At 67.0% G+C, this 22,139-nt stretch carries 27 protein-coding genes; 16 read left to right on the top strand and 11 right to left on the bottom strand.

Annotated features, from left to right (window positions below; translation table 11 throughout):
• Positions 1-123 precede the first annotated feature (123 nt).
• Positions 124-1,236, top strand: coding sequence for an NAD(P)-dependent alcohol dehydrogenase (locus BLW38_RS14655; protein ID WP_092817942.1), 1,113 nt, complete (start codon positions 124-126; stop codon positions 1,234-1,236).
• 25 nt (positions 1,237-1,261) lie between these two features.
• On the opposite strand, the gene BLW38_RS14660 is transcribed toward BLW38_RS14655, so the two are convergent.
• Positions 1,262-1,897: an HAD family hydrolase gene (locus tag BLW38_RS14660; RefSeq protein WP_092817943.1), complete on the bottom strand. Its 636-nt coding sequence runs from the start codon at positions 1,895-1,897 to the stop codon at positions 1,262-1,264.
• Between the two features lie 263 nt (positions 1,898-2,160).
• On the opposite strand from BLW38_RS14660, the gene BLW38_RS14665 reads away from it, so the two are divergent.
• The 7 genes from BLW38_RS14665 (at position 2,161) to BLW38_RS14685 (ending at position 6,358) form a co-directional block, all read left to right on the top strand.
• On the top strand, positions 2,161-3,447 hold the full coding sequence (locus tag BLW38_RS14665; protein ID WP_092817944.1) for an MgtC/SapB family protein: 1,287 nt from the start codon (positions 2,161-2,163) through the stop codon (positions 3,445-3,447).
• Positions 3,448-3,518: 71 nt separating this feature from the next.
• Complete coding sequence (locus tag BLW38_RS14670) at positions 3,519-4,811, top strand: ABC transporter substrate-binding protein (RefSeq protein ID WP_092817945.1); 1,293 nt, start codon at positions 3,519-3,521, stop codon at positions 4,809-4,811.
• A 2-nt stretch (positions 4,812-4,813) separates the two neighbouring features.
• Positions 4,814-5,131: a hypothetical protein gene (locus tag BLW38_RS14675; protein WP_092817946.1), complete on the top strand. Its 318-nt coding sequence runs from the start codon at positions 4,814-4,816 to the stop codon at positions 5,129-5,131.
• Positions 5,132-5,206: 75 nt separating this feature from the next.
• Positions 5,207-5,377, top strand: coding sequence for a hypothetical protein (locus tag BLW38_RS16385; protein WP_177167535.1), 171 nt, complete (start codon positions 5,207-5,209; stop codon positions 5,375-5,377).
• A complete protein-coding gene (locus BLW38_RS14680) occupies positions 5,374-5,778 on the top strand; it encodes a metal-dependent transcriptional regulator (RefSeq protein ID WP_092817947.1) in 405 nt (134 codons plus the stop codon). Before BLW38_RS16385 ends, BLW38_RS14680 begins: the two co-directional genes overlap by 4 nt.
• 61 nt (positions 5,779-5,839) lie before the next feature.
• Positions 5,840-6,007: a hypothetical protein gene (locus BLW38_RS16390; protein ID WP_177167536.1), complete on the top strand. Its 168-nt coding sequence runs from the start codon at positions 5,840-5,842 to the stop codon at positions 6,005-6,007.
• Positions 6,008-6,358, top strand: a complete 351-nt coding sequence (locus tag BLW38_RS14685) for an amphi-Trp domain-containing protein (protein WP_092817948.1) — start codon at positions 6,008-6,010, stop codon at positions 6,356-6,358. It begins immediately after the preceding gene.
• A 74-nt stretch (positions 6,359-6,432) separates the two neighbouring features.
• On the opposite strand, the gene dpsA is transcribed toward BLW38_RS14685, so the two are convergent.
• The 4 genes from dpsA to BLW38_RS14700 all read right to left on the bottom strand — a co-directional run bounded on the left by dpsA (position 6,433) and on the right by BLW38_RS14700 (position 9,821).
• Entirely contained in the window at positions 6,433-6,978 is a 546-nt protein-coding gene (gene dpsA, locus BLW38_RS14690) for a DNA starvation/stationary phase protection protein DpsA (protein WP_092817949.1), read from the bottom strand.
• Positions 6,979-7,152: 174 nt separating this feature from the next.
• The gene (locus BLW38_RS16395) at positions 7,153-7,308 is read right to left on the bottom strand and encodes a hypothetical protein (protein ID WP_177167537.1); all 156 of its coding nucleotides are present in this window, start codon (positions 7,306-7,308) and stop codon (positions 7,153-7,155) included.
• A 96-nt stretch (positions 7,309-7,404) separates the two neighbouring features.
• Positions 7,405-7,956 (bottom strand): hypothetical protein, encoded by a 552-nt coding sequence (locus BLW38_RS14695; RefSeq protein WP_092817950.1) that lies wholly within the window; start codon positions 7,954-7,956, stop codon positions 7,405-7,407.
• Between the two features lie 128 nt (positions 7,957-8,084).
• The gene (locus BLW38_RS14700; RefSeq protein ID WP_177167538.1) at positions 8,085-9,821 is read right to left on the bottom strand and encodes a PAS domain-containing protein; all 1,737 of its coding nucleotides are present in this window, start codon (positions 9,819-9,821) and stop codon (positions 8,085-8,087) included.
• Positions 9,822-9,878: 57 nt separating this feature from the next.
• Between BLW38_RS14700 and BLW38_RS14705 the strand changes: the two genes are divergently transcribed.
• Together BLW38_RS14705 and panB are read left to right on the top strand one after the other, a co-directional pair.
• Positions 9,879-12,563 (top strand): AAA domain-containing protein, encoded by a 2,685-nt coding sequence (locus tag BLW38_RS14705; protein WP_092817952.1) that lies wholly within the window; start codon positions 9,879-9,881, stop codon positions 12,561-12,563.
• A 59-nt stretch (positions 12,564-12,622) separates the two neighbouring features.
• Positions 12,623-13,459, top strand: a complete 837-nt coding sequence (gene panB, locus BLW38_RS14710) for a 3-methyl-2-oxobutanoate hydroxymethyltransferase (RefSeq protein WP_092817953.1) — start codon at positions 12,623-12,625, stop codon at positions 13,457-13,459.
• Positions 13,460-13,495: 36 nt separating this feature from the next.
• On the opposite strand, the gene BLW38_RS14715 is transcribed toward panB, so the two are convergent.
• The 3 genes from BLW38_RS14715 to BLW38_RS14725 form a co-directional block, all read right to left on the bottom strand.
• Entirely contained in the window at positions 13,496-14,215 is a 720-nt protein-coding gene (locus BLW38_RS14715; protein ID WP_092817954.1) for a helix-turn-helix domain-containing protein, read from the bottom strand.
• Positions 14,216-14,347: 132 nt separating this feature from the next.
• A complete protein-coding gene (locus BLW38_RS14720) occupies positions 14,348-14,914 on the bottom strand; it encodes a halocyanin domain-containing protein (protein WP_092817955.1) in 567 nt (188 codons plus the stop codon).
• 133 nt (positions 14,915-15,047) lie between these two features.
• Positions 15,048-15,389 (bottom strand): cupin domain-containing protein, encoded by a 342-nt coding sequence (locus BLW38_RS14725; RefSeq protein WP_092817956.1) that lies wholly within the window; start codon positions 15,387-15,389, stop codon positions 15,048-15,050.
• A gap of 172 nt (positions 15,390-15,561) precedes the next feature.
• Here BLW38_RS14725 and BLW38_RS14730 point away from each other — a divergent pair, with 172 nt between their 5' ends.
• The gene (locus BLW38_RS14730) at positions 15,562-15,876 is read left to right on the top strand and encodes a BolA/IbaG family iron-sulfur metabolism protein (protein ID WP_092817957.1); all 315 of its coding nucleotides are present in this window, start codon (positions 15,562-15,564) and stop codon (positions 15,874-15,876) included.
• Positions 15,877-15,996: 120 nt separating this feature from the next.
• The gene (locus BLW38_RS14735) at positions 15,997-17,403 is read left to right on the top strand and encodes a class II fumarate hydratase (RefSeq protein WP_092817958.1); all 1,407 of its coding nucleotides are present in this window, start codon (positions 15,997-15,999) and stop codon (positions 17,401-17,403) included.
• Positions 17,404-17,426: 23 nt separating this feature from the next.
• Here BLW38_RS14735 and BLW38_RS14740 read toward each other — a convergent pair whose 3' ends face one another.
• Positions 17,427-17,855: a methylated-DNA--[protein]-cysteine S-methyltransferase gene (locus BLW38_RS14740; RefSeq protein WP_092817959.1), complete on the bottom strand. Its 429-nt coding sequence runs from the start codon at positions 17,853-17,855 to the stop codon at positions 17,427-17,429.
• A 90-nt stretch (positions 17,856-17,945) separates the two neighbouring features.
• On the opposite strand from BLW38_RS14740, the gene BLW38_RS14745 reads away from it, so the two are divergent.
• The 3 genes from BLW38_RS14745 to BLW38_RS14755 all read left to right on the top strand — a co-directional run bounded on the left by BLW38_RS14745 (position 17,946) and on the right by BLW38_RS14755 (position 19,627).
• Positions 17,946-18,389, top strand: a complete 444-nt coding sequence (locus BLW38_RS14745) for a desampylase (protein WP_092817960.1) — start codon at positions 17,946-17,948, stop codon at positions 18,387-18,389.
• A 43-nt stretch (positions 18,390-18,432) separates the two neighbouring features.
• The gene (locus BLW38_RS14750) at positions 18,433-18,753 is read left to right on the top strand and encodes a rhodanese-like domain-containing protein (protein WP_092817961.1); all 321 of its coding nucleotides are present in this window, start codon (positions 18,433-18,435) and stop codon (positions 18,751-18,753) included.
• Between the two features lie 175 nt (positions 18,754-18,928).
• A complete protein-coding gene (locus BLW38_RS14755; protein WP_092817962.1) occupies positions 18,929-19,627 on the top strand; it encodes an SDR family oxidoreductase in 699 nt (232 codons plus the stop codon).
• A gap of 45 nt (positions 19,628-19,672) precedes the next feature.
• Here the strand turns inward: BLW38_RS14755 and BLW38_RS14760 are convergent, their stop codons facing one another.
• Positions 19,673-20,152, bottom strand: coding sequence for a pyridoxamine 5'-phosphate oxidase family protein (locus BLW38_RS14760; protein ID WP_092817963.1), 480 nt, complete (start codon positions 20,150-20,152; stop codon positions 19,673-19,675).
• Positions 20,153-20,293: 141 nt separating this feature from the next.
• On the opposite strand from BLW38_RS14760, the gene BLW38_RS14765 reads away from it, so the two are divergent.
• Positions 20,294-21,685: an NAD(P)/FAD-dependent oxidoreductase gene (locus BLW38_RS14765; RefSeq protein ID WP_092817964.1), complete on the top strand. Its 1,392-nt coding sequence runs from the start codon at positions 20,294-20,296 to the stop codon at positions 21,683-21,685.
• Between the two features lie 189 nt (positions 21,686-21,874).
• Here BLW38_RS14765 and BLW38_RS14770 read toward each other — a convergent pair.
• The coding region (locus BLW38_RS14770) for a zinc ribbon domain-containing protein (protein WP_143040914.1) at positions 21,875-22,139 on the bottom strand (265 nt) is incomplete at its 5' end.

The following is a 22,139-nucleotide window of genomic DNA, read 5'->3' on the forward strand; positions in this document are numbered from 1 at the left end:
GTGGGATTCCCGCGTTGACGAGACACGACGTGTCTCGTTCGCCCACCAGAACGCTCTGCGTTCTGGGGACGTCTTCAGGCGCGGGAGGATGTCAAGCGCTGACGGACCCATTCATAGATCGTAATGGACGTAGACGCGGCACTCGTTACCGAGCCGGAAGGGGAGTTCGAGATCGACACGGTCCAACTCGAGGAGCCACAGGCGGGCGAGGTGCTCGTCAGGGTCGTCGGGGCGGGCGTCTGCCACACCGACATGATCGTCCGCGATCAGCTGTATCCGACGCCGCTGCCGGCAGTGCTTGGCCACGAGGGCTCCGGCGTCGTCGAGGCGGTTGGTCCCGGCGTGACCGGTCTCGAACCGGGCGATAACGTCGTACTGAGCTACGACTACGACGGCGACTGCCACAGCTGTCGGGACGGTCATCCGGCCTTCTGTGAGGACTTCTTTGAGCACAACTTCTCGGGCGCCCGTCCAGAGGACGGCACGTCGCCGATCTCACGGGACGGCGAGCGCGTCAGCGGCCGGTTCTTCGGGCAGTCATCGTTCGCGACCCACGCGATCGCGACCGAGCGAAACGTCGTCCCGGTCGACGATGACGTGCCCCTTGAACTGCTCGGCCCGCTTGGATGCGGGATCCAGACGGGCGCCGGCGGGGTCATTAACTCGCTTGACCCGCAGGCGGGCTCGTCGATCGCGATCTTCGGCGCCGGGTCGGTCGGCCTCTCGGCGGTGATGGCCGCCGGGATCAAGGGGTGTACCGAGATCATCTCCGTCGACCTGAAGCCCAACCGGCTGGAGAAGGCGCTGGAGCTCGGCGCGACAGAGACGGTCAACCCGGCCGCGGTCGATGATGTCGTCGAGACGGTCCGCGAGCTCACCGGCGGCGGCGTGAACTACGCCCTGGAGACGACCGGCGTCCCCGACGTCGCCGAACAAGTCGTCGAGACGCTTACCCAACGCGGGACCGCCGGGATCATCGGTGCTCCCGCCCTCGGAACGGAGGCGAGCTACGACGTCAACAACCTCCTGTTGAACGGTCGGACGATCACGGGCATCGTCGAGGGCGACGGCGACCCCCAGCAGTTCATTCCGGACCTGATCGAGTTATACCGGCAGGGGAAGTTCCCCTTCGACGAGCTCGTCACCTACTACGACTTCGAGGACGTCCAGCAGGCGGTCGAGGACTCCGAGAGCGGCGAGACGATCAAACCCGTCCTGCGCGTGAGCGAGCCCTAACCGCGCCCCCGGCGAGCGGACGTACTCACAGCAGCGGGTCGAAGCTTTCGACCCTGTGGTCGCCGAGCACGCAGCGACCGCGCTCGGCGTGACCGAGCCGCTCGACGTGCACTGCATCGAGGCCGGCGTTCCAGGCGGCCCCGACGTCGCCCTCGCCGTCGCCGGCGTAGTAGCCCCGGGCCCGGTCGGGGCCGACGTCGAGGTCATCCATCGCGAGCTCCAAGGGGGTCGGATCGGGTTTCCAGCCGGTCGACTCGGTACAGCAGACGACCGTGTCGAAGTGGTCGTGCAGGTCGAGCGCGTCGAGGACGGGCCCGGTGAGGAACTCCTGACAGTGGGTCACGAGGCCGGTCGGCCCCTCGACGGCCGCGAGGACGCGTTCGGCGTCGGGGTGGAGGTACGTCGACTCTGCCCGAACGCGGGGATCCTCCTCGGCGTGAAAGGCGTCCCAGAAGGCGTCGGGGTCGATCCCCCACGACCGGAGCGTCTCATTGCGCGATCCGGTCAGTCCGTGCCAGAGGATCCGGGCCTGATCGTCGGAAAAACGCCGACCCAGCCGGTTGCCGACGCGGTCGAAGACGCCGCGCGTGTACGCCCACTCGGCGTCGACCAACGTTCCGTCGAGGTCGAACAGGTGGAAGTCGTACGCACTCGCGAGCATACACGGATCTACGACGCCGACGGAAATGGCCCTTGTGGTGCTCCGGCCCGCGAGCTCGATCGGGGACGCACCCGGGAGGGCCGACGACGACGGATTCACGAGTCACCGACCGCCGATAGATATATAGTAATATATAGGTAAACGTTGCCATCCGTAACCTATTCGGCGCCGCCAGGTCTACGTCCACCCATGGCCGATCGAACGAGTCCGACGCCGTGGGCCACGTTGCCGGTGTCGCCGCCTGCCAACGGGGGTCGCCACCGATGCCGCTGATCCAGACGGGTATCGAGAGCACGCTGGTCGCCGAGCTCGACGCGTCGGTGACGAAGCTGGTCGTTGCGACGCTGCTGGGGATGTTCCTCGGGCTGGAGCGGGAGTGGTCACACAAGACGGCGGGCATCCGGACGTTCGCGCTCCTCGGGCTGCTCGGCGCGGTCTTCATCGTGCTCGACGCCGGCGGCCTGCTGGTCGTCGGTGGGCTGTTGATCGTCGCCCACGCGATCCTGCTCGGGGTTCGCAGCTTCATCGAGGAGGATCACGAGGGGCTCTCGCTGACGACGTCGGTCTCGATGCTCGTCGCCTACAGCATCGGGGCGCTCGTCGGAGAGGGACTCTACATCGAGGCGGTGACGGTTGCGGTGTTGTCCTCCCTCCTGTTGGTGCTGAAGCGGGAGCTGCACGAGTTCGCGTGGGGGCTCTCCAAGGAGGAGGTGCGGTCGGCCACCGAGTTCGCCATCCTCGCGTTCGTCGTCTATCCGCTGTTGCCCAGCGAGCCGATGGGGCCGTGGAACGCCATCCAGCCGCGGGTCGTCTGGTTGCTCGTGATCGCGATCGCCGCGATCGGTTTTTGCAACTACGCCCTGCTCAAGCGCTACGAGGGACGCGGGCTGGCCGTCACCGGCTTCTTCGGCGGGCTCGTCAACTCGACGGCGGTCATCGCGGAGATCACGAAGCGTGCCGCCGTCGATCCCTCGCTTCGCGACCTGGCCGTTGGCGCCATCCTCCTGGCCAATGCGGCGATGGCGCTTCGAAACGCCGTCGTCGTCGCGGCGTTCGTTCCCACCGAGGCGGTCGCGGTCGGCCTCCCGCTCGGGGGGATCGCAGTCGCCGGCGTTGTGCTATCGATGTGGACCAGCGACTGGGACGCGACCGTCGAGACTGACATCACGTCTCCCTTCAGCACGACGAACGCGTTGACCTTCGGCGCGCTGTTCCTGGTCGTCCTCGTGGTCGCCGCGGGCGCACAGGCAACCGTCGGCGCCGGCGGGTTCCTCATCACGATGTTCCTCGCGGGGCTCGTCTCCTCGGGGACGGCGGTGACCTCGGCGGTCACGTTGGTCAGTACCGGCGGGATCGCGGCCGACACCGCGGTCTGGGGCGTCATCGCCGGGACTACGGCGTCGATCCTGGTCAAGGTCGCCTTCGCCGCCACGATCGATCGGTCGCTCGTCGGGCCGGTTCTCGGGTACAGTCTCGCCCTGATCGTCGTCGGCGTCGGTCTCGGCGCCGGCGCGACGCTCGCCCCCGACGTAGTGGGAGGGGCCTGGTGAGATCCCGATCCGATGTATTAGGCCAGCCTAAAAACCGACACGCTTTAAAGTGTTTAGGCTACCCTAAAGATATGCTCGACGAGCCGACCGATCCGAATGGTCCGACCAATTCGACTGACCCCATCGGCGCCGATAACGAGACGATCGACACGCTCACGCGCCGGGAGTGCGTGGCGTCCGCCGGTGCGGTCATCGCGGGAACACTGCTCACCGGATGCACCGGAAGCGGCGTCGACGCCGATTCTTCGACCCCCTCGGACCCGGCCGCCGTGGGAACGGGAACGGCGACGGAGACGGAGGCAGGAACGGGAGCGGCGACGGAGGCCGGTGCGGCTCCGTCGTATTCGGTGACGATGGCGCCGATGGGAACCGTCGAGTTCGATAAGCCGCCCGAAACCTGGCTCGCCTTCCTCAGCACGTACGGGGATATGGGTATCGCCCTGGGACAAGCCGACGGCCTCCGGGGACTGTGGGACCCCGAGTCGATGCCGACGGCGTTCTATGACGCGCTGCCGGACGTCGAGGTCTCCCTCGAGGACGTCACGTCGATCGCCGGCGGTGGCGAGTTCGACGCGGAGGTCTTCTACGAGTTGGACTGTGACCTCCACCTGATCGACCCCAACTGGCTCGGCGTTCTGAACGACGACTGGAACGCGGACGACGCGGCGGGGATCACGGACGACGTCGGACCGTTCCTCGGCAACTACATCCGGCGACATGGCGATCAGTGGCACGACTACCGGTACTACTCGCTGTACGAGGCGTTCGAGATCGTCGCGAACGCCTTCAACGAACGCGAGCGGTACGAGGCGTTCGCCGCGATCCACGACGAGGCACAACGAACGATCGACGTGGGGATCCCGCCGGCGGCGGAGCGACCCACGGTCGGGTTGGTGTCCGTCAACTCCGATTTCGAGGGCGGTTCCTTCTACGTCTATCCGGTCCAGGAGGGGAACAACCACAAGCAGTACCGCGACCTCGGAATGCGCGGAGCCTTCGACGACCACCTCGAGGGGAGTTACGGCGAGTGGGACTACGAGCAGTTGCTCGCGGTCGACCCCGACGCGATCGTGTTCCAGTACGGCTTCTCACACGTTTCGGCGACGGCGTTCGAGGACCGAATGGACCGAATGCGCCAGGATCCGGTCGGGAGCCAACTCTCGGCCGTCCGGAACGACCGGCTCTACCGCGGCGGCGGCTCCTACCAGGGGCCGATCGTCAACCTCTTTCAAACGGAGGCGGCGGCGAGGCAGTTTTACCCCGACGCCTTCGGCGACTGGAACGGGATCGACACGCTCCGTGAGGAGTCGCTTACGCTGTTCAACCGCCAGCAGGTCGCGGACGTGATCAACGGGGCGATCTGAGGATGCGAAACGACGATTCGTCCTCTCGGAACTCGGAGGCCGACGCCGCCTCGACTGCGACGGCGTCATCGTCGACCGACCAGGAAACGTCGCCGTCGGCCGACCAGGTGAGTTCGTCACCCGCTGACCAGGGGACGGACGGTATGCGGGCCCGCACGTGGGTCATCGCCGCACGGTATCGGGAGCCCACGGACTACGGCATCCCGACGGTTCCGGCGTGGGCCGTATCCAGAACCGAGGATCGCGGCATTGCGCTTGCCGCGACCGCCGACGCGGATCCGTTCATCCGTGCCGACTGCCCGATGCCGGTTCGACGGTAGGGGTTCGAACCGATGATCTCGATGATCGATGGCCGACTCGGAGGGCGTCCGCCGCGGGATCGGGGGGACTAACGGATGCGGAAGACGCCCCGCTCCCGGCGTGCTCGACGCTGGGCTGGGCTGTACGTCGGCCTGTTCGGAGCCCCCGACGATGTCGCTGCTGGCGACACCGCTGTTGACCCCCGTGGCGCCGACGATTCGCCCCGATCGACGGAGACGCATACCACCGAGGAGCGGAAGGAATGACCACGGAGTCGGAGTACCTCCTCGGCCTGTACATAGTCGAACATCGCTCGGCGCCACCGGTGTCCTCGGGTCGGCTCGCGGCAGTCCTCGATCGCTCGCCGGCCGCGACGACGGAGATGCTCCAGCGGCTCGAAACTCGGGGGCTGGTCGATTACGAGCCGTACGAGGGAGCGACGTTGACGCCGTCAGGTCGCGACCGAGCCGACGGATTGCATCGCAGCTACGTGACGCTCTCGTGGTTCTTTCGAGCGGTGTTGGATCTCGACGCCGCCGAACGTGAGGCGATGCGGATGGCCGGAATCGTCAGCCCGTCGGTCACCGATCGACTCGCCGAGACGCTGCTCACGAACGGGGATCCCCGCGAGGTGATCGAATCGGGCCCTCCAGATCGCGGTGAGTGACACCGTCACCCATCCCAACTAGATCAGAACCGTTTTATTTTAGGTTTGCCTAAATAGTCGTATGCCAACCGGTATGCGGTCGGAGGCGGACGACGCCGTCGAACCATCCGCCGGGGAGCGGCCGGAGCTATCCGTCTGTGAGGGCGCCCCCGGAACGACGGTGTTCACCGAATCGGGGAACAGCGACGGCTGGATCGCGATCGACGGGGCAGTCGAGGTGACCCGGTAGATGGCGGACCCCGGTGGCGCCGCCGACGCCGCGGATACCGACGCCGACATCGATGCCGATACCGACACCGACACTGATGCCGATGAGCGATCGACGATCCGGCCGGGACGGAACTTCGAGGACACCTTCCGACTCGACGCTGCGGCGGCTGGCGAGGTCCTGATCGCGTTGGGTGAACGGCTTCGCGACGACGACGAGGTGACGATCGTGGGCGACGACTGGGAGCTCCCGTTCGCGTTCGGAGAGCCGATCCAGCTGGAGGTCGAGTACGAGGGCGTCGACGATCCGGAACTCGAGATCGAGATCGAGATCCCGGGACGGACCGACGAACCCAGCCTCGAGATCCGGTAACGCCCGTGCAGTAACGTTCGTGCAGTCGCGTCCTTCTTCCGGATACGTTCTTTCGGGTGCGTTCTTCCGACGGCTTACTTCGTCGCGGACTCGACGACGAGGGTGTCGTCCTCGAGGTAGTGTTCGATGTGGTGGGCGTGTTCCTCGAGCGTCTCGAGCTGGTCACGCAGCATCTCGGCGGTGGTGTAGTCGCCGAGATTCTCGGTCAGCTCGACGTGTTCTCGGTAGCTCTCGATGATGTCGCCCATCATCTCGAGGTCGTTCGCGAGTGACGTCCGAACGTCGTAGACGTCCTCGTCCTCGGTCTCGACGGTCGCGTGGTCCGCAAGCGTCGTCATACTCGCGTGCGGGACGCCGCCGAGCGCTTGGAGTCGTTCCGCGAGGTCGTCGGCCGCGTCCTCGACGTCCTCGTAGACCTCCTGAAGGAACACGTGGATGTCGAGGAACTCCGCCCCCTCGACGTTCCAGTGGTGTTTGTGCAGCTGGTGGTAGAGGACGTACGCGTTCGCGAGATCGGCGTTCAGCGCGTCGACGATCTGTTCGGCCTTGGCCGTCTCGATCCTGAGCGCGTTCTCCTCGACGGTACCCGCTTCCTGACGAACGGTCCGTTGTGTGTTCATCACGTGTGTAGTATGGGCCTCCATCCACTTCAAATTTATCAAATACTAAATATTTTTCGTGCGGCCTAAAACGTGGGTTCGACCACGGCGGACGCTCCCGGGTCACGCCCCATCGATGAACGCCGTCGCTCACGACGATCGGAAAATCAACGAAAAAAACGCCAACACAGCCCGTTATTCGGCGGGATCGTCGAGGAACCCGAACGTCGATCGAACGCGGTCCGCAACGAGGCTGGTCCCGGTTCCCGCGAGGAACGCAAGCAGCGTCGGGACGACGATCCACCACAGGTCGGGGTGTTCGCTGCCCGTGTGTAAGGCGACGTCGAGCATACCCGCTCTTTCCGCCGGGCGGTTAAAACGTTCCTGGAAATCCACGCTTTCCTCAGCGGACGGCGCGGATCCGTCGGTAGAGCTCCCCGAGATCAGTCAGTGGAAGCCGCGACCGACGTCGTCCGCCTCGATGAGCTCGTCGATCTCCGCCGACAGCAGCCGTTCGGCCTCCTCGAACTCGTCGGTCAGATCGTCGAGCTCGTCGGGACGGCCGTCGAACTCGTAGTCCATCGGGCCGAACGCCGGCGCGTCCATCGCGTCCATCACGTCCTCGAAGAGGTGATCCGGCTCGGTTGGTGCCTCGGCGTGGACCTTCAGCGTCTCCTCGAGGCGGGTCGCCATCTCCTCGGCGTGGTCCTCGTCCTCGGGCGGCGTCCGGACCGCGAAGCGACCGGCGGCGCCCTCGGCGGGCAACAGCGGATCGAGACCGTCATCGACTCGGCGCGCGACCCGGGTGCCGACGCCGCGAAGCTCCCGTGGGTTCTTCGCGTACGTCTTGAGCTGGTAGACGCCGACGCTCGGGTGGCCAATGAACAGGTCCTCGCCGACGCCGTCGCGGCGGCTGCCGGCGACCGCGCGCCATCCATCGGGGTCGGTCGACTCCTCGGTCACCTCCTGTAAGATGTCCTGCCAGTCGCGAACGCGCATACGACACCGTTGCCGCTTGCGCCGCATTAGCGTGTCGATGCCCGGGATCGCTGCACCGCCCCTCGTTCCCGTCGATCCTTCGTGCGTCCCGTCGGTCCTCCGTGCGTCCCGGCGACCCTACGTGCGTCCTATCGATCCGCCCGATCGAGCGTGATGACGACGACGCTGCCGCAGGGGGATCGATCCTCGAAGAAGAGCCGGCCACCCGACAGCTTCGTCACCCAGTACACGTACCAGAGTCCGATCCCCGAGCCGTGATGGAGGGCGTCGATGTCGTGCGTCTCCGTCAGGATCGCCCGCTCCTGTTCGGGGATCCCCGGTCCGTCGTCGGCGATCCGGACGCTCACGGTCTCGTCGGTCGTCTCGACGGTAACCCACACGCGTGGCTCCGCGTCCCCGTGGATGATCGCGTTCTCGATCAGCTCCTTGAGGGCCGTCTCGAGGGCCGGAAGGGTGACCGCGGAGACCGACTCGGGTGCCTCAACCTCGATCGTCGCCGCCGGGTCCATGGTGCGGACGGTCTCGACGGCGGCGTCGACCATCGGCCGGACGTCGAGCGGGCGTGGGGTCGGGTTCTCGGTGATGAGTTGGACGACGCGTCGCTCGGTTTCGGCCTTCTCAAGCAATCCCGTTCCGGTCTCCTGGATGAGCCTCGCGCTCTCCCGGAGGTCACCCTCGGTGGCGTCCTCGAGCGTCTCCGCGTGGCCGAGGACGAGGCTCAGATCGTTTCGGAGGTTGTGCCGGAGCATTCGGTCGAGGACCGCGAGCTGTCTCTCCCGGAGCTTCCGGTCGGTCACCTCGACCTGGATGGCGACGAACTCCAGGATCGTGCCGTCCTCGTCGAACACCGGCGCGATCGTCTGGCTCGCGTGATATCGCTCCCCCGATTTCCGTTCGTTCGTGATCTCCTCACGCCACGTCCGGCCCGACTCGATCGTCTCCCAGAGCCGCTCGTAGTACGCCTCGTCGTGGGCTCCCGAGGAGAGTAACCGCGGCGTCCGACCGATCGTCTCCTCGGCGGTGTACCCGGTGATTTCCTCGAAGGCCGGGTTGACGTACGTGATCGTGGCATCCCGATCGGTGATGTACACCGCCGCCCCCGCGGCGTCGACGGCGCGGCGAAACCGACGACGGTCGCGTTCGCGCTCCTTCCGCTCGGTTATCTCGCGACGGCTCGCCAATACCCGGTCCCCCGCCGCCGCGGACGAGTCGGGATCGTCCACGCGAGCGGTCTGCACGTCGTACCACCGTTGTGTCCCGCCTCGGTCGGTCGTGTACTCGAGCCGTTCGACCGAGCCGGTTCGTCGCGTCGTCTCGATCGCCGTGCGCATTCGCTCGGCCGGCTCCGACGGAAACAGGTCCGTGACCGATCGGCCGACGAGATCCCGGGTGACGTCCTCGTCGTTCCCGGAGATGACCTCGACACACCGTCCCTCGGCGTCGAACACCACCACGTCCTCGGGAGATGCCGCGGCGGTCGCTGCGAGCCGACTCCGGCTCGCCCGGAGGGTCCGATTCGTCTCGGTGAGTTCGGCCTTCGTGGCCTGTTCCTCGCGAACGTAGCCGTGGAGGTAGTAGATGACGACCAGCGCGAGCACGCTCACCAGCAACCCGGGAATCTCGGCGAGACCCGAGGGGGAGCCGGTGAGCGTGAACAGCTGCCTGACGGCCATCAGTGACAGCAACAGCGTGAGGAACGCGAACCGACGGTCGCGAACGTGATACAACAACACGAGCGACAGCCCGACGCCCACGAGCCGCAACAGCACGGACACCACGAGCGTCAGGCCGAGTGCGTCCATCGGGAGAACTCCGCCCGCCCGTATGGTCGTGCCCCGGAAATAGGCGTCGGTGGGATCGCTCATCGTGATCGGATCATCCCGACCGACAGCGTTTTTCGCGCCCATCTCCCACACGTGTGCGTGAACCTTCGGGGGCCGATCGTCGACGTCGGTGACGTCCGAACAGTGTCGACCCAGTACGGCGATCGCGACTGCTGTTCGGTGACGATCCGCCCCGAGGATGGCGCTGCTGATCCGGTTTCGGTCACGCTGTGGGGGTCGTGGACGGAGACGGCAGCGCACGCCGAGATCGGAATGGAGCTGCTCGTCACCGACGCCGAGGCGGACGAGTACCGGGGGGAGACGACCTACTCCACGACCGGTGACTCCGCCGTGGTGCTCGAGCCCGACTTCCTCGTCGACGTGACCGGGATCCGGTCGTGGGTCCAGTGTCCCCGGATGTACTATCTCAACAAGCTCTCGGGGATCCCGCTGAACTATCCGGTGGTCAAGGGGACGATCGTCCACGAGGTCTTCGGCGATCTCCTTCGCGGAGTCGACCTCGAGGAATCGATCGCCGACCGCGTCGCGGAGGCCGGCCTCGAGCTCGGGATCCTCGGGTACGACGCCACTGAGGTCGTCGAGGAGGTTCGGCGCAACGCCGCCGCGATCGACGGCTGGCTGGCGCAGGGGACCCTCACCGACGGCGACGACTGGCGCTCGGAGTACACGTTGATCTCCCCGACGTACGGACTGAAGGGGCGTGCAGACGCGCTCCGGCGCGGGATGCCGGTCGAGCTGAAGACCGGCAAGAACACGAACCGCGATCCCCGGTTCCAGGACAAGATCCAGGCGGCCTGTTACGCGCTGCTGCTTGCCGAACACGACGAGCAGCCCGACACCGGCACGCTGTTGTACACGAAGAACACCGCCCTCGACCGGAGCGAGGCCACCGGCGACCTCTCGCCGGCCAAGGAGTTCTCAATCGGCGACGGGCTGCTCGAGTTCGTGGTCCGAACCCGCAACGAGCTCGCCGCGATGGAGTGGCACGCGCTCAACGGAACCGGCGATCAGCCCGGGATCCCGACCGGCTACGAGGCGGATGCGACCTGCCAGTACTGTTTCGAACAGGACACCTGTATGGTCGTCTCCGGTCGGCTGAACCAGGAGTCGAAGGCGGGGCAGATCGGCGCCCCGCTGCCGGCCGAGGAGCGCGAGTACGTCGACCGCTTCTACCGCGCGATCGAGGCCGAACGGCGCGAGACGCACGCGGAGTACCGGAAACTCTGGGAGCAGTCACCGGCGGAGCGGGCCGACGACGACCGGGCACTGATCGACCTCGATCCCGTCGACGAGGTCGAACTTGATGGGGGCCGCTGGCGGCTCGAAGCGCGAAAGCCCGGCAATCCCGTCTCGAAACTCCGTGAGGGTGATATCGCGCTCGCCTCCGACGGGGATCCGGTCGCTGGCGACGCCGAACTCGGGCGGATCCGGTCGATCGGTGAGACGGTGGTCGTCGAGACCGACGAGCCGGTCCCCCTCCGGCGACTCGACGTCTACCCCTCGGAGATCTCCGTCGACCGGATGCTCACCGCGGTCCACGACGCGATCCTGAAGGGCGACGAACGGCGCAAGGACGTGCTGTTCGACCGGCGCGATCCGGCGTTTTCCGGCCCCGAACGCGAGTGGATCGGGAACAACGAGGCGCAAAACGCGGCCGTAAACCTGTCGACCACCGCTGAGGACCTCGCGCTGATCCACGGCCCACCCGGGACGGGAAAGACGTACACGATCGCCCGGGCGATCGAGGCGCTCGTGGGCGACGGCGACCGGGTGCTGCTCGCGGCGTTCACGAACCGGGCGGTCGACAACGCGCTCGAAGCGGTGCGTGCGGGAAGCGACGGGGAGATCGATACGGACATCGTTCGCGTCGGCACCGAGACCGGCGTCCGCGGGGATATGCAGGACGTCCGCCTCCGTGAACGGGGCGATCCGACCGATCGGGCGCGCGAACTGGAGTCAGCCGACGTCGTCGCAGCTACGACCGCTGCCTGCGGCTCCCGCGTGCTGCGCGAACAGTCCTTCGACGTGGCGCTCGTCGACGAGGCCTCACAGCTCACCGAGCCGAGTACCCTCGCGGCGATCTCGCTTGCCGACCGGTTCGTCCTCGTCGGCGACCACGAACAGCTTCCGCCGGTGGTCCGGGCGGAGAACGACCTCCAACGCTCGCTGTTCGAGCGGCTCGTCGAGACGTATCCCGAGGCGAGCGTGATGCTCGACCGCCAGTATCGGATGAGCCAGCGGATCCAGGCGTTCGCCTCCCGGGAGTTCTACGACGGCGCGCTCCGTCCCGCGACCGGCACGGTCGCTGGCCAGTCGGTGGCCGACCTCGTGGACGATCCGGACGATCTCCCGCCGGAGCTTCGCGACGACGTCACCCTTCTCGATCCCGATGGAACCCGCGAGGGCAACCGGAACGTTCGTGAGGCAAAGCGCGTCGCCGCGATCGTCGACGCGTACGTCGATGCCGGCGTCGATCCGGACGACATCGGCGTCATCGCGCCGTTCCGCGCGCAGGTGGCCGAGATCGGGCGCCGGACCGACGTGACCGTCGACACCGTCGACCGGTTTCAGGGCTCCAGCAAGCCGGTGATCGTGGTCTCGCTCGTCGCTGCCGGCGATCTCGATGGTCCGATCTTCGAGGACCATCGCCGCATCAACGTCGCACTCACGCGGGCGAAGCAGGCGCTCGTGCTGGTCGGTGACCGCGAGGCGCTCAGCTCGGATCCATTTTACGCACGGATGGTCGAGTGGGCGGACCGATGACCCCGTCCTCGTCTCGCCGGACACGAGCGATTTAAGCGGCGGCCGTGGCATCCTCCGATATGACCACGACGCGGGGGCTCCGGAAGCAGGCCGGCGAGGAGCCGATCACGATGTTGACCGCCTACGACGCACCCACGGCGTCGATCATCGAGGACGCGGGCATCGACGTCATCCTCGTGGGCGACAGTATGGGAAACGCCGTGCTCGGATACGACTCGACGATCCCGGTCACGATGGACGACATCGCCAGCCGAACCGGAGCGGTCGCACGCGCCACGGAGGAGACGCTGGTCGTCGCCGACCTCCCGTTCCTCTCGTTCGGCGCCGACGAAGCGGAGTCGATCCACAACGCCGGACGACTCCTGAAGGAGGAGGGTGCCGACGCCGTGAAGATCGAAAGCGGCGACCACACGGTCGCGCTGACCGAGGCGCTCGTCGACGTCGGAATCCCGGTGATGGGGCATCTCGGCCTGACGCCCCAGCACGTCAACGAACTCGGGTATGCCCGACAGGGTACCGACCGCGAGGCCGCCGAGTCGATCATCGAACTGGCGGAGGCCCACGAGGCGGCCGGCGCGTTCGCGCTCGTGCTCGAGCACGTCCCCGCGAACCTCGCCGCCGTGATCACCGAGCGTCTCGAGATCCCGACGATCGGGATCGGCGCCGGACCCGAGTGTGACGGGCAGGTCCTCGTGATAACGGACGTACTCGGGCTCAACGACTGGTCGCCCTCCTTCTCCGAGCAGTTCGGCGACGTCGGCGCGGAGACCCGCCGGGCCGTCGCCGCCTACCGCGATGCGGTGACGGACGGATCGTTCCCGGCCGACGAGCACAGTTACGTTGAGGAGGACCTCGAGGGTCTCGACGACGTCGGCGAGAGTGAAACTCGTCGGTGAAAACCGTGTTGACCGGTCCGACGGCTAGTCCGCGGGTTACTCCGGCGTGTCGACCGTTTCGGCGGCGGTCCCCTGGCCCTTCGACCCGGGCCCGTCCCCGGCCATCTCCGGTTCGGCGTCCACTCGGGGCGGGAGATCGTCGATGAAGCGTTTGATGATCTCCTCTTCGGCGCGGTGGAGCGTCTCGCTGCAGGTCGATTTGGCGATCCCGACGTGCTCGGCCAGATCGGTCAGTGAACACTCCCGGGGCGTATCGTAGTAGCCGAGTTCGACGGCGGTCAACAGGAGTCGCTGTTGGGTCTCCGTGAGCACCTGGCTGGGCTGGAGTCGCTCCTGAATGTACTCGACGCGGAAGTCCATCTCCAGCTCCTGGAACTGTCGACCCAACTCGGAGAGCCGGTCGTGGGCGCCGGTGACGTCGATCGTCGCCTCTCCGTCCCGGATCTCGATGGGCATCTCGATCGGGATCCCCGACCGTTTGGCCGCGACCAAAAGCATCGGTGCGGTCGTCTCGAACTGCACGGTCGCCTCCGTGTCGGTGCGCTGCATCACGGACATGTCCGTCAACACCGCGTGGTCGCGCATGTCCTCGAGGACGCCGTCGAGGTCTGACGCCGAGATCCACACCAGCGCGAATCCCGGCCCGTCACCCGGCAGCGCCGCGAGTACCTGAAACGTTGCGTCGGGATGCGCGCGGGAGATGTCCGCGACCCACGGTCCATCGGGCATCTCGACGACGAGGCGTGCTTGTGTCATCGGTGTCGTGTCCTGTCGTGTGTTCGAGCGTCGTCGCCGGTTGGCTCCCGTGACGGCCCGTATCCGACCCGATCGTCCCCGGGTCGTAAGTATGTATCCGTCGGATCGGCGTTCCGCTTCCGATCGTGGGCGCTATTCGACGACGATCGCGCCCTTCATCCCGACGGCTTCGTGGGGGGTACAGACGTATGGATACGTTCCCGCGCTCTCGACGGTGTACTCGAAGGTGTGGCCCTCCTCGTCGGTCCGTTCGGACTCGAAGGAGCCGTCATCGGCAGCGACGTTGTGCTGGCCGCCCTGACCGGTCCACTCCCAGACGACCGTGGTCCCGGTCGAGACGGCGACCGCGGGCGGGGAGAACTGCAACCCGTCACCGGAACCGACGTCGACCGTGACGCTGTCGGCGTCGCGACGGTCGAGCGTCTGCCCCTCGTAGTTGCTCACGTCGTCGAACCAGCCGTCGTAGTTCGGCTCCTCGGAGAGGTACTCGTCGCCACCTCCGCCGTTTCCGTTCCCGTTTCCCCCACCGTTTCCGTTTCCCCCACCGTTTCCGTTTCCGCCGCCGTTTCCGTTTCCGCCGCCGTTTCCGTTTCCGCCGCCCGAACAGCCCGCAAGCAGCGTGGCGCCGACCGCCGCGGTCGCCGAGAGATACGTTCGCCGATCGAGGCTCCGTCCCGCGTTCCGTGTTCGATCGCTCATAAACAGATGGTTCTACCGCCGGCACGGATATAGGGGGGTCGGGGGTTCCCATCGACTGAGGATCCTGCCGAACGTATTCGGCATTGAGGATCCGCGGCGTGATCGACACGCGATCGATCGAGAGCCCACTCCGTCACTCCGTCATCCAGTCCGGATCGAGTCGGGGCGGCGAGAAGACGTCGTAGCCCTCCACCGGCACGTCGCCGTGATTGACCGCCGCGTGCGGCTCGTCGCCGGGGATCACGTACGATTCGCCCGCACTGACGGGGCGCTCCTCGTCGTCGATCAGGAATGTCAACATGCCGGCGGTAACCATACCGGCCTGTTCGTGGTCGTGGCGGTGCTCGGGGATCTCGGCACCCGGCTCGACCGTGAATCCCTGCACGCTGGTCCGCTCCCCCGCGGCTTCCGCGGTGAGGAAGACGCCCGGAACGGCCTCGACCGCCTCGACGTCGGCCTCGGTGACGATCTCCATACCGGATCGACGGCGAGATCGGTGAAAAACCCTCGGCCGCCTCGATCGCGCCGGCGGCCGCGACGTCCCACGTTCCCCGGATTCGACGTCCCACGTTCCCCGGCTTCGACGTCCCACGCCCCCGGCTTCGACGTCCCGCGTCGCTTTTAGGACGCCGGCGCGATCGCTGCGTATGGAACTGGATGCGATCGAGGAGCTGATCGAGACGGAGATCACCGACGCCGTCGCGAACGTGACGCGACCGCGCGTCCACGACGACGAGGACGAGGACGACCACTACGCGGCGACGATCGTCTCGCCGGCCTTTGAGGGGCTCTCGCTGGTCGAACAGCACCAGCGCGTCTACGACGCGCTCGGGGAACATATGACCACGGACATCCACGCGATGGAGCTGCAGACGTATACCCCGAGCGCGTACGCCGAGCACGGAGACGGGAGCCTCGACGACGCGGTCCGCGACGCCGGTCTGTTGCCGGCTGAGGAGTGACCGCAGCCAGGGCTCCCCTCGCCGGGAGCTGATCTCCGGCGGAGGTGGAGGCGACTCCAACCACGAGGCGGCCAAGCGCGATTCAGTAGGGTTTACACGCTCGACCGACCACGGGCGCGTATGGGAGACGATTACCGGATCGAATCGGATAGCCTCGGAGAGATGCAGGTCCCGGCGGACGCCTACTGGGGCGCCCAGACCCAGCGTGCCGTCGAGAACTTCCCGATCTCGGGAAGCACCTTCGGTCGGCGGTTCATCCGCGCGCTCGGGATCGTCAAGAAGTCGGCGGCGCAGGCCAACCGCGACCTCGGACTGCTCGAGGAGGAGACGGCCGCGGCGATCGTCGACGCCGCCGACGAGGTCATCGCCGGCGAGCACGACGACCAGTTCCCCGTCGACGTGTTTCAGACCGGCTCGGGGACCTCCTCGAACATGAACGCCAACGAGGTCATCGCCAACCGGGCCGCCGAGATCGCCGGCGCGGAGATCGGCGACCGCGTCGTGCACCCCAACGACCACGTCAACTACGGCCAGTCGAGCAACGACGTGATCCCGACGGCGATGCACGTCGCCGCCCTCGAGGCGGTCGAGAAGGACCTCATCCCCGGGCTTGAGACCCTCCGAACGGCCCTCGAGGACGCCGAAACCGAGTTCGACGGCGTCGTCAAGACGGGTCGGACCCACCTCCAGGACGCGACCCCGATCCGGCTCGGTCAGGAGTTCGGCGGCTACCGGACCCAGGTCGAGAAGGGCATCAAGCGCGTCGGCGACGTCCGGCTGCACCTCCGCGAGCTCGCGCTCGGCGGCACCGCGGTCGGGACCGGTCTCAATACCCACCCCGAGTTCCCGGAGCGTGCGGCCGAGTACATCTCCGAGGAGACGAACACGACCTTCCGCGAGGCCGACAACCACTTCGAGGCGCAGGCGGCCCACGACGCGATGGCGGAGGCACACGGCGCGCTCCGAACCGTCGCCGGCTCGATGAACAAGATCGCCAACGACCTGCGCCTGCTGGCCTCCGGCCCGCGCAACGGCCTCGGCGAGATCGAACAGCCCGAGAACCAGCCCGGGTCGTCGATCATGCCCGGCAAGATCAACCCGGTCGTCGCCGAGTCGGTCAACCAGGTCCACAAGCGCGTGGTCGGCAACGACGCGACGATCAGCGCCGGCGCCGCTCGCGGCGAGATCGATCTGAACCTCTACAAGCCGGTCCTGGCGCACAGCTTCCTCGAGTCCGCTGCACTGCTCGCCAACGCCGCCGAGGCGTTCGGCGAGAAGTTCGTCGCCAAACTCGAAGCCAACGAGGAGTACTGCGCCGAGCAGGTCGACCGCTCGATGGCGCTGGCGACGGCGCTCAACCCGGCGATCGGCTACGACAAGGCCTCGAAGGTCGCCAAACGGGCGCTCGCCGAGGACAAGACCGTCCGCGAGGTCGCGGTCGATGAGGGCTACCTCACCGAGGCCGAGGCCGACGAGGTGCTCGATCCCGAGCGGATGACCCATCGCGGCATCCTCGGCGACGACTGAGTCTCGGATCCGACCACCCCGTCTCACTCGGTTGGAAGGCGCGTCTGGACGGTGCCGTCCCCCGCCTGCCGTGACTCGAACTCGAGGAGCCGCCGCTTTGTCGCGACGCCGCCGGCCGCGGAGTAGCCTCCGAGGCTCCCGTCGCTCCTGACCACGCGGTGACAGGGGACGACGATCGGAACGGGATTCCGTCCGCAGGCCCCGCCGACCGCGACGGGGGCGGATCCGACCGTCGACGCGATTTCCCCGTACGTCCGCGTCTCGCCGAAGGGGATCTCGGCCATTGCGGCCATCACGTCGCCGGTCAGTCCGTCCGGGGTCGTCACCGACAGGTCGAACGTCCGACGATCGCCGCGCTCGTAGGCACGGATCTGGTTGCGGATCTCGGTAGCGGGTTCCGCGACGTGTGTCGCGTCGATCTCGAGCGTGTGTGAGCGGACGGATACCTTCATCGGTGGGTGCGAACGCTCCGTGCCGGGAGCGGTTGCTGAGTCCTCTCGGCCGCGAGGCATATACCTATCGTCCACGTGATCCGGATCGGGATGATCGAGTTTATGCGCGGCGCCTACGACGCGGTCGTGACCCACGCGATCGAGGGACGCGAGGCGACCGAACCCGTCGAGGTCTGTGGCGTCCTCGCGGGCCGCATCGAGGCGGACGCCGATCGACACGTCGTCACGAGCACCTACCGTGCGAACAACGCCGCCGAGACGCCCCGCACCCGATATCTGATCGATCCCGAGGAGCAGTTCACGATCCTTGAGGCGATCGAGGCGGCCGACGACGAGGTGATCGGGTTCTACCACTCTCACCCGACCGGCCCGCCACACCCCAGCGAGACGGACGCCGTGGACGCCACCTGGTCCGGCCGGTCGTACGTCATCTGCGCGCTCGACGGGCAGCCCTTCGTCGGCTCCTGGCGCTGGGAGGGGGACGACGACGGCTTTCGACGGGAGACGGTCGCGATCGTCCCCGGAACGGGGTAAGGCGTCCGAAACGGGTTAGGGCGTGAGGATCCCACGTGGGTGTATGGTCGAGGAGATCACCACGGAGGACGTCGAGGCGAAGCTCGACGACGAGGACGTACAGATCGTCGACATTCGCCAGCCGGGCCAGTTCGCACGCGGGCACATCCCGGGCGCGATCAACATCCCGATGAGCGACCTCCCGAGCCGCATCGACGAGTACGAGTGGGGCGAGGAGATCGTGGTCGCCTGTCCCATCGGACAGTCGTCGATCCAGGCGGCCAAGCTCATCAGCAGCTTCGAGGCGGTCGCCGACGACGCCTGCATCGCGAGTATGGCCGGCGGCTATCGGGACTGGGACGGCGAGCTCGAGACCGAGGCGTGACGCCGCAGCCGACGCGACCCACGCCGCCGACGCCATCCATACCGCCGACGCCATTCATACCGCCGACGCCGACCACGCAGGCTGAGCCGACCACGACGACCACACCCGCCACGCTGACCATACCGAACCGACGAGCACCCCGTCGTTGAAGTGTCGTGTGGACATACCACACTGTATGGACGTCGAGTTCGACTTCGAGGACGACGTGACGCTGGTAACCGGTGCGTCCGGGGCGCTCGGCAGCGCTGCGGCCGAGACGTTCGACGAGGCCGGGGCCGACGTCGTCGCGGTCAACCGCCGCGCGCCGGACCACGAGGACGCCCTCGTTGACCCCGACGCGATCGATCGGTTCTACCGAACCGACTGTACGGAGGAGGACGAAGTCGCCGCGACGGTCGAGACGATCGTCGCCGATTACGGCCGGATCGACCACGTGTTGAACGTCGCCGGCACCTGGCGAGGGGGCACCCCGATTCACGAGACCGGGCAGGACGTCTTCGAGTTCCTCCTCGACGTGAACCTGAAGACGATGTTCCTCGTCTCGAAACACGCGATCCCGCACCTCCGGGAGACCGAGGGATCGATCGTCTCCGTCTCCGCCCGATCCAGCCTGGAGGGCGGCGAGGGTGACGGGATCTACCGGGCCAGCAAGGCCGGCGTTCGGCTGCTTACGGAGACGATCGCCGCGGAAAACCGCGGCGTCGTCCGGGCCAACGCCGTGCTACCGGACGTGCTGGACACGCCGATGAACCGCGAGCTGATGACGCCCTCCGAGGAGTGGGTCGATCCGGTCGAGGTCGCCCGCGTGATGTGTGCGCTCTGTTCGGACGCCACGAGCGTGACGAGCGGTGCGGCCGTTCCGGTCGACGGGTGATCGATGCCGCTCACGGCGTACCCGGTGGCGGGATCGCCGGTCCCGTCAGGGAAACGCCTGCCCGTCATCCAGGGGGAGAGAGTCGCCCTCGGTGGCCTCGTGTCGGTCGCCGAAAGCTCGACCGGACACGCTCTCGGGCCGAAGCTGGTACAGATCGATCGTGAGATCATCGAGCGCAGCGGTCGGAGAGACGTTCAGCGTCGGAATGGCGGCGTTCTCGGCGATCGCGTTCATCGCGATCGCGTGGTCGGCGTCGGGTACGGGCTCGATCGAGCCACGGACGACGACGCTCTCGGCGGGCGACTCGCTGTAGACGGTGACCGTCGCGGTTCCCGTCGTCTCGATGAACGCCATCTTCTCGCTGTCGTCGTCGTGGACCAGCTGGAAGTAGAGGGCGTCCCCATCGTACCCGAACGACTCGGGTACGGCGTAGGTCTCCGTACCGTCACACAGCGACAACACCCCGGATCCGGCGGTCCGGAGGATCTCGTCGATCTCGTCGGCCTCGAGCTGCATCGTGACCATTGCCCGAACGTATTCGACCCACGGCAATAACCCGGCTGATCGATCCCGTCCTTGGGAACGCCACCCGTTCGGCGATATCCGTCCCTCCAGTGACCGATCGCCCTCCGTGGGTTTAATAGCCCGAGCGCGTCCCTCACGAGTATGGAACGCGTAGACGTTGCGATCGTCGGCGGCGGTCCCGCCGGGTCCTCGGCGGCGCACGCCGCCGCGAGCGCCGGAGCCGACGCGATCGTGTTCGAGAAGGGCGTCCCGCGCGCCGACCGGGAGGGTATCGGCCCCGATTCGACGGACGCCGCCGGCATCCTCGACTACTGGGTGGACATTATGGGCATCCATCCCGACGAGTTCCCGGAGGGGGTCGTACAGAACGAGCTCGACCGGGCGGAATTCCGCGGCCCGAACACGGGGTGTACGCTTTATCACACCGGGATCGACTCCTCCTACGACGCCTTCGGCTACACCTTCCACCGGGCACGGTTCGACGACTTCCTCCGGGAGCGCGCCGAGGATGCGGGCGCGCGCTACCGCGTGCAGGCGTCGGTCCGTGACGTCGAGACCGATCCATCGATCGATCCGGACCGCGACGACGATCCGCGGCACGTCCTCCACCTCGCGGACGGCGAGACCGTCGGCGCCGACGCCCTCGTGCTGGCGGACGGGCCCCAGCGGCCGGTCACCAACAAGGTGCTCGATCGATATCTCCCGGACGGCTCGGCCGCCTCCGAACGGCTCGCCTCGCGGAAGGCCAACCACATCGCCTATCAGGAGTACCGACGGTTCCCCGAGGATCTCTACGAGGAGATCCGGGACGCCATCGTCTTCTGGTGGGGCGTGATGCCCGGCGAAACCGCCTATCCGTGGGTGTTCCCCAACCAGGACCGGGTCTGCCGGGTCGGCCTCACGATGCCGATCGGGATCGACATCGACGACGTCGCGGACCGCGAGTCGTACGAGCTATTGCGCCCCGAGGACGACACCATTCCGAACGGCGCCACCTACATCGAGCGGCTCCTCGAGTGGCAGTACGGCGACGAGTACGACCTCGAGGATTTCCCGATCGTTGAGGACGCCGGCAAGCGGAACGGCACCGAGACGTACGCGATCTCCTCGACGAAGCCGATCGACTCGCCGACCGACGCCGGGATCGCCGTCGCCGGCGGGGCGATGGGAACCACCTCCGCGTTCCACGAGGGCGGCGACCACGTCGCCGTTCGAACCGGAGCGATCGCCGGCGAGCTGGCCGCGACCGGCGACCTCGCGTCCTACAACCGCCGTTGGAAGGAAGCGATCGGGGACGAGGTGTTGCGCAGCGTGGCGATGGCCGAGATGGTGAGCGAGTACGGCCCCGCCGACTGGGACCGCGTGATCGAGACCGCCGACGTGATGCTCGCGGCCGAGACCGGCGGCGACCTCCTGAAGCGGACCTACTCCGCCGGATGGGGCGCGACGAAGCTGCTGTTGCGATATAAATGGACCAAGCGGCAGCTTCGCGGGAGCTACACGCAGATCACCGCCGACGAGTACGTCCTCTGAGGGCGACGTTGGGACACTTCCGCCGAGCCTACTCGTAGCTTTTCACCGATAGGAGTACGGACGAGGTCGTCCCTTCGGCAGGCCGGGAGGATCTCCGTCCCGTACATACTGTGATCGCCGCCGCTCCCGCCTGCGACGTCGCGTGAATCGCCTCGGGGTCAAGTGGTTCGAGAGAGCGTTGCTCTCTCGTCATCCCGAGAGCGCATCGCGCTCTCGGACGACCCCGAGGCTTCCCGTTTCCACGACATGACTTGCAGACACGGACTCGAAGTGAGTCGTGTCCGTAGCGGTCACAGTCTCCACGGGCGTGTCTTCGGGCCATCCCAGCCCTAATTCAGCAAAGCCTCTCTGCAAGACGTTCATCGCCGCATTCGCGTCCCTGTCCGTCTCAAATCCACATGACGGACAGGAGTGTTCCCTGACCCAGATGGATTTCGCTGTCTCCACACCGCAC

It is taken from the genome of Halopenitus malekzadehii (genome assembly GCF_900108505.1).
Classification (GTDB): Archaea; Halobacteriota; Halobacteria; order Halobacteriales; family Haloferacaceae; genus Halopenitus; species Halopenitus malekzadehii.

Coding starts and splice junctions, on each gene's coding strand:
- panB (WP_092817953.1), top strand. CDS start 12,623: ATGACCACGACGCGGGGGCTCCGGAAGCAGGCCGGCGAGGAGCCGATC.
- BLW38_RS14750 (WP_092817961.1), top strand. CDS start 18,433: ATGGTCGAGGAGATCACCACGGAGGACGTCGAGGCGAAGCTCGACGAC.
- BLW38_RS14660 (WP_092817943.1), bottom strand. CDS start 1,897: ATGCTCGCGAGTGCGTACGACTTCCACCTGTTCGACCTCGACGGAACG.
- BLW38_RS14725 (WP_092817956.1), bottom strand. CDS start 15,389: ATGGAGATCGTCACCGAGGCCGACGTCGAGGCGGTCGAGGCCGTTCCG.
- dpsA (WP_092817949.1), bottom strand. CDS start 6,978: ATGAACACACAACGGACCGTTCGTCAGGAAGCGGGTACCGTCGAGGAG.
- BLW38_RS16390 (WP_177167536.1), top strand. CDS start 5,840: ATGCCAACCGGTATGCGGTCGGAGGCGGACGACGCCGTCGAACCATCC.
- BLW38_RS14720 (WP_092817955.1), bottom strand. CDS start 14,914: ATGAGCGATCGAACACGGAACGCGGGACGGAGCCTCGATCGGCGAACG.
- BLW38_RS14765 (WP_092817964.1), top strand. CDS start 20,294: ATGGAACGCGTAGACGTTGCGATCGTCGGCGGCGGTCCCGCCGGGTCC.
- BLW38_RS14715 (WP_092817954.1), bottom strand. CDS start 14,215: ATGACACAAGCACGCCTCGTCGTCGAGATGCCCGATGGACCGTGGGTC.
- BLW38_RS14745 (WP_092817960.1), top strand. CDS start 17,946: ATGATCGAGTTTATGCGCGGCGCCTACGACGCGGTCGTGACCCACGCG.
- BLW38_RS14735 (WP_092817958.1), top strand. CDS start 15,997: ATGGGAGACGATTACCGGATCGAATCGGATAGCCTCGGAGAGATGCAG.
- BLW38_RS14680 (WP_092817947.1), top strand. CDS start 5,374: ATGACCACGGAGTCGGAGTACCTCCTCGGCCTGTACATAGTCGAACAT.
- BLW38_RS14670 (WP_092817945.1), top strand. CDS start 3,519: ATGCTCGACGAGCCGACCGATCCGAATGGTCCGACCAATTCGACTGAC.
- BLW38_RS14675 (WP_092817946.1), top strand. CDS start 4,814: ATGCGAAACGACGATTCGTCCTCTCGGAACTCGGAGGCCGACGCCGCC.
- BLW38_RS14700 (WP_177167538.1), bottom strand. CDS start 9,821: ATGAGCGATCCCACCGACGCCTATTTCCGGGGCACGACCATACGGGCG.
- BLW38_RS16395 (WP_177167537.1), bottom strand. CDS start 7,308: ATGCTCGACGTCGCCTTACACACGGGCAGCGAACACCCCGACCTGTGG.
- BLW38_RS14695 (WP_092817950.1), bottom strand. CDS start 7,956: ATGCGCGTTCGCGACTGGCAGGACATCTTACAGGAGGTGACCGAGGAG.
- BLW38_RS16385 (WP_177167535.1), top strand. CDS start 5,207: ATGCGGAAGACGCCCCGCTCCCGGCGTGCTCGACGCTGGGCTGGGCTG.
- BLW38_RS14740 (WP_092817959.1), bottom strand. CDS start 17,855: ATGAAGGTATCCGTCCGCTCACACACGCTCGAGATCGACGCGACACAC.
- BLW38_RS14665 (WP_092817944.1), top strand. CDS start 2,161: ATGCCGCTGATCCAGACGGGTATCGAGAGCACGCTGGTCGCCGAGCTC.
- BLW38_RS14760 (WP_092817963.1), bottom strand. CDS start 20,152: ATGGTCACGATGCAGCTCGAGGCCGACGAGATCGACGAGATCCTCCGG.
- BLW38_RS14685 (WP_092817948.1), top strand. CDS start 6,008: ATGGCGGACCCCGGTGGCGCCGCCGACGCCGCGGATACCGACGCCGAC.
- BLW38_RS14730 (WP_092817957.1), top strand. CDS start 15,562: ATGGAACTGGATGCGATCGAGGAGCTGATCGAGACGGAGATCACCGAC.
- BLW38_RS14655 (WP_092817942.1), top strand. CDS start 124: ATGGACGTAGACGCGGCACTCGTTACCGAGCCGGAAGGGGAGTTCGAG.
- BLW38_RS14755 (WP_092817962.1), top strand. CDS start 18,929: ATGGACGTCGAGTTCGACTTCGAGGACGACGTGACGCTGGTAACCGGT.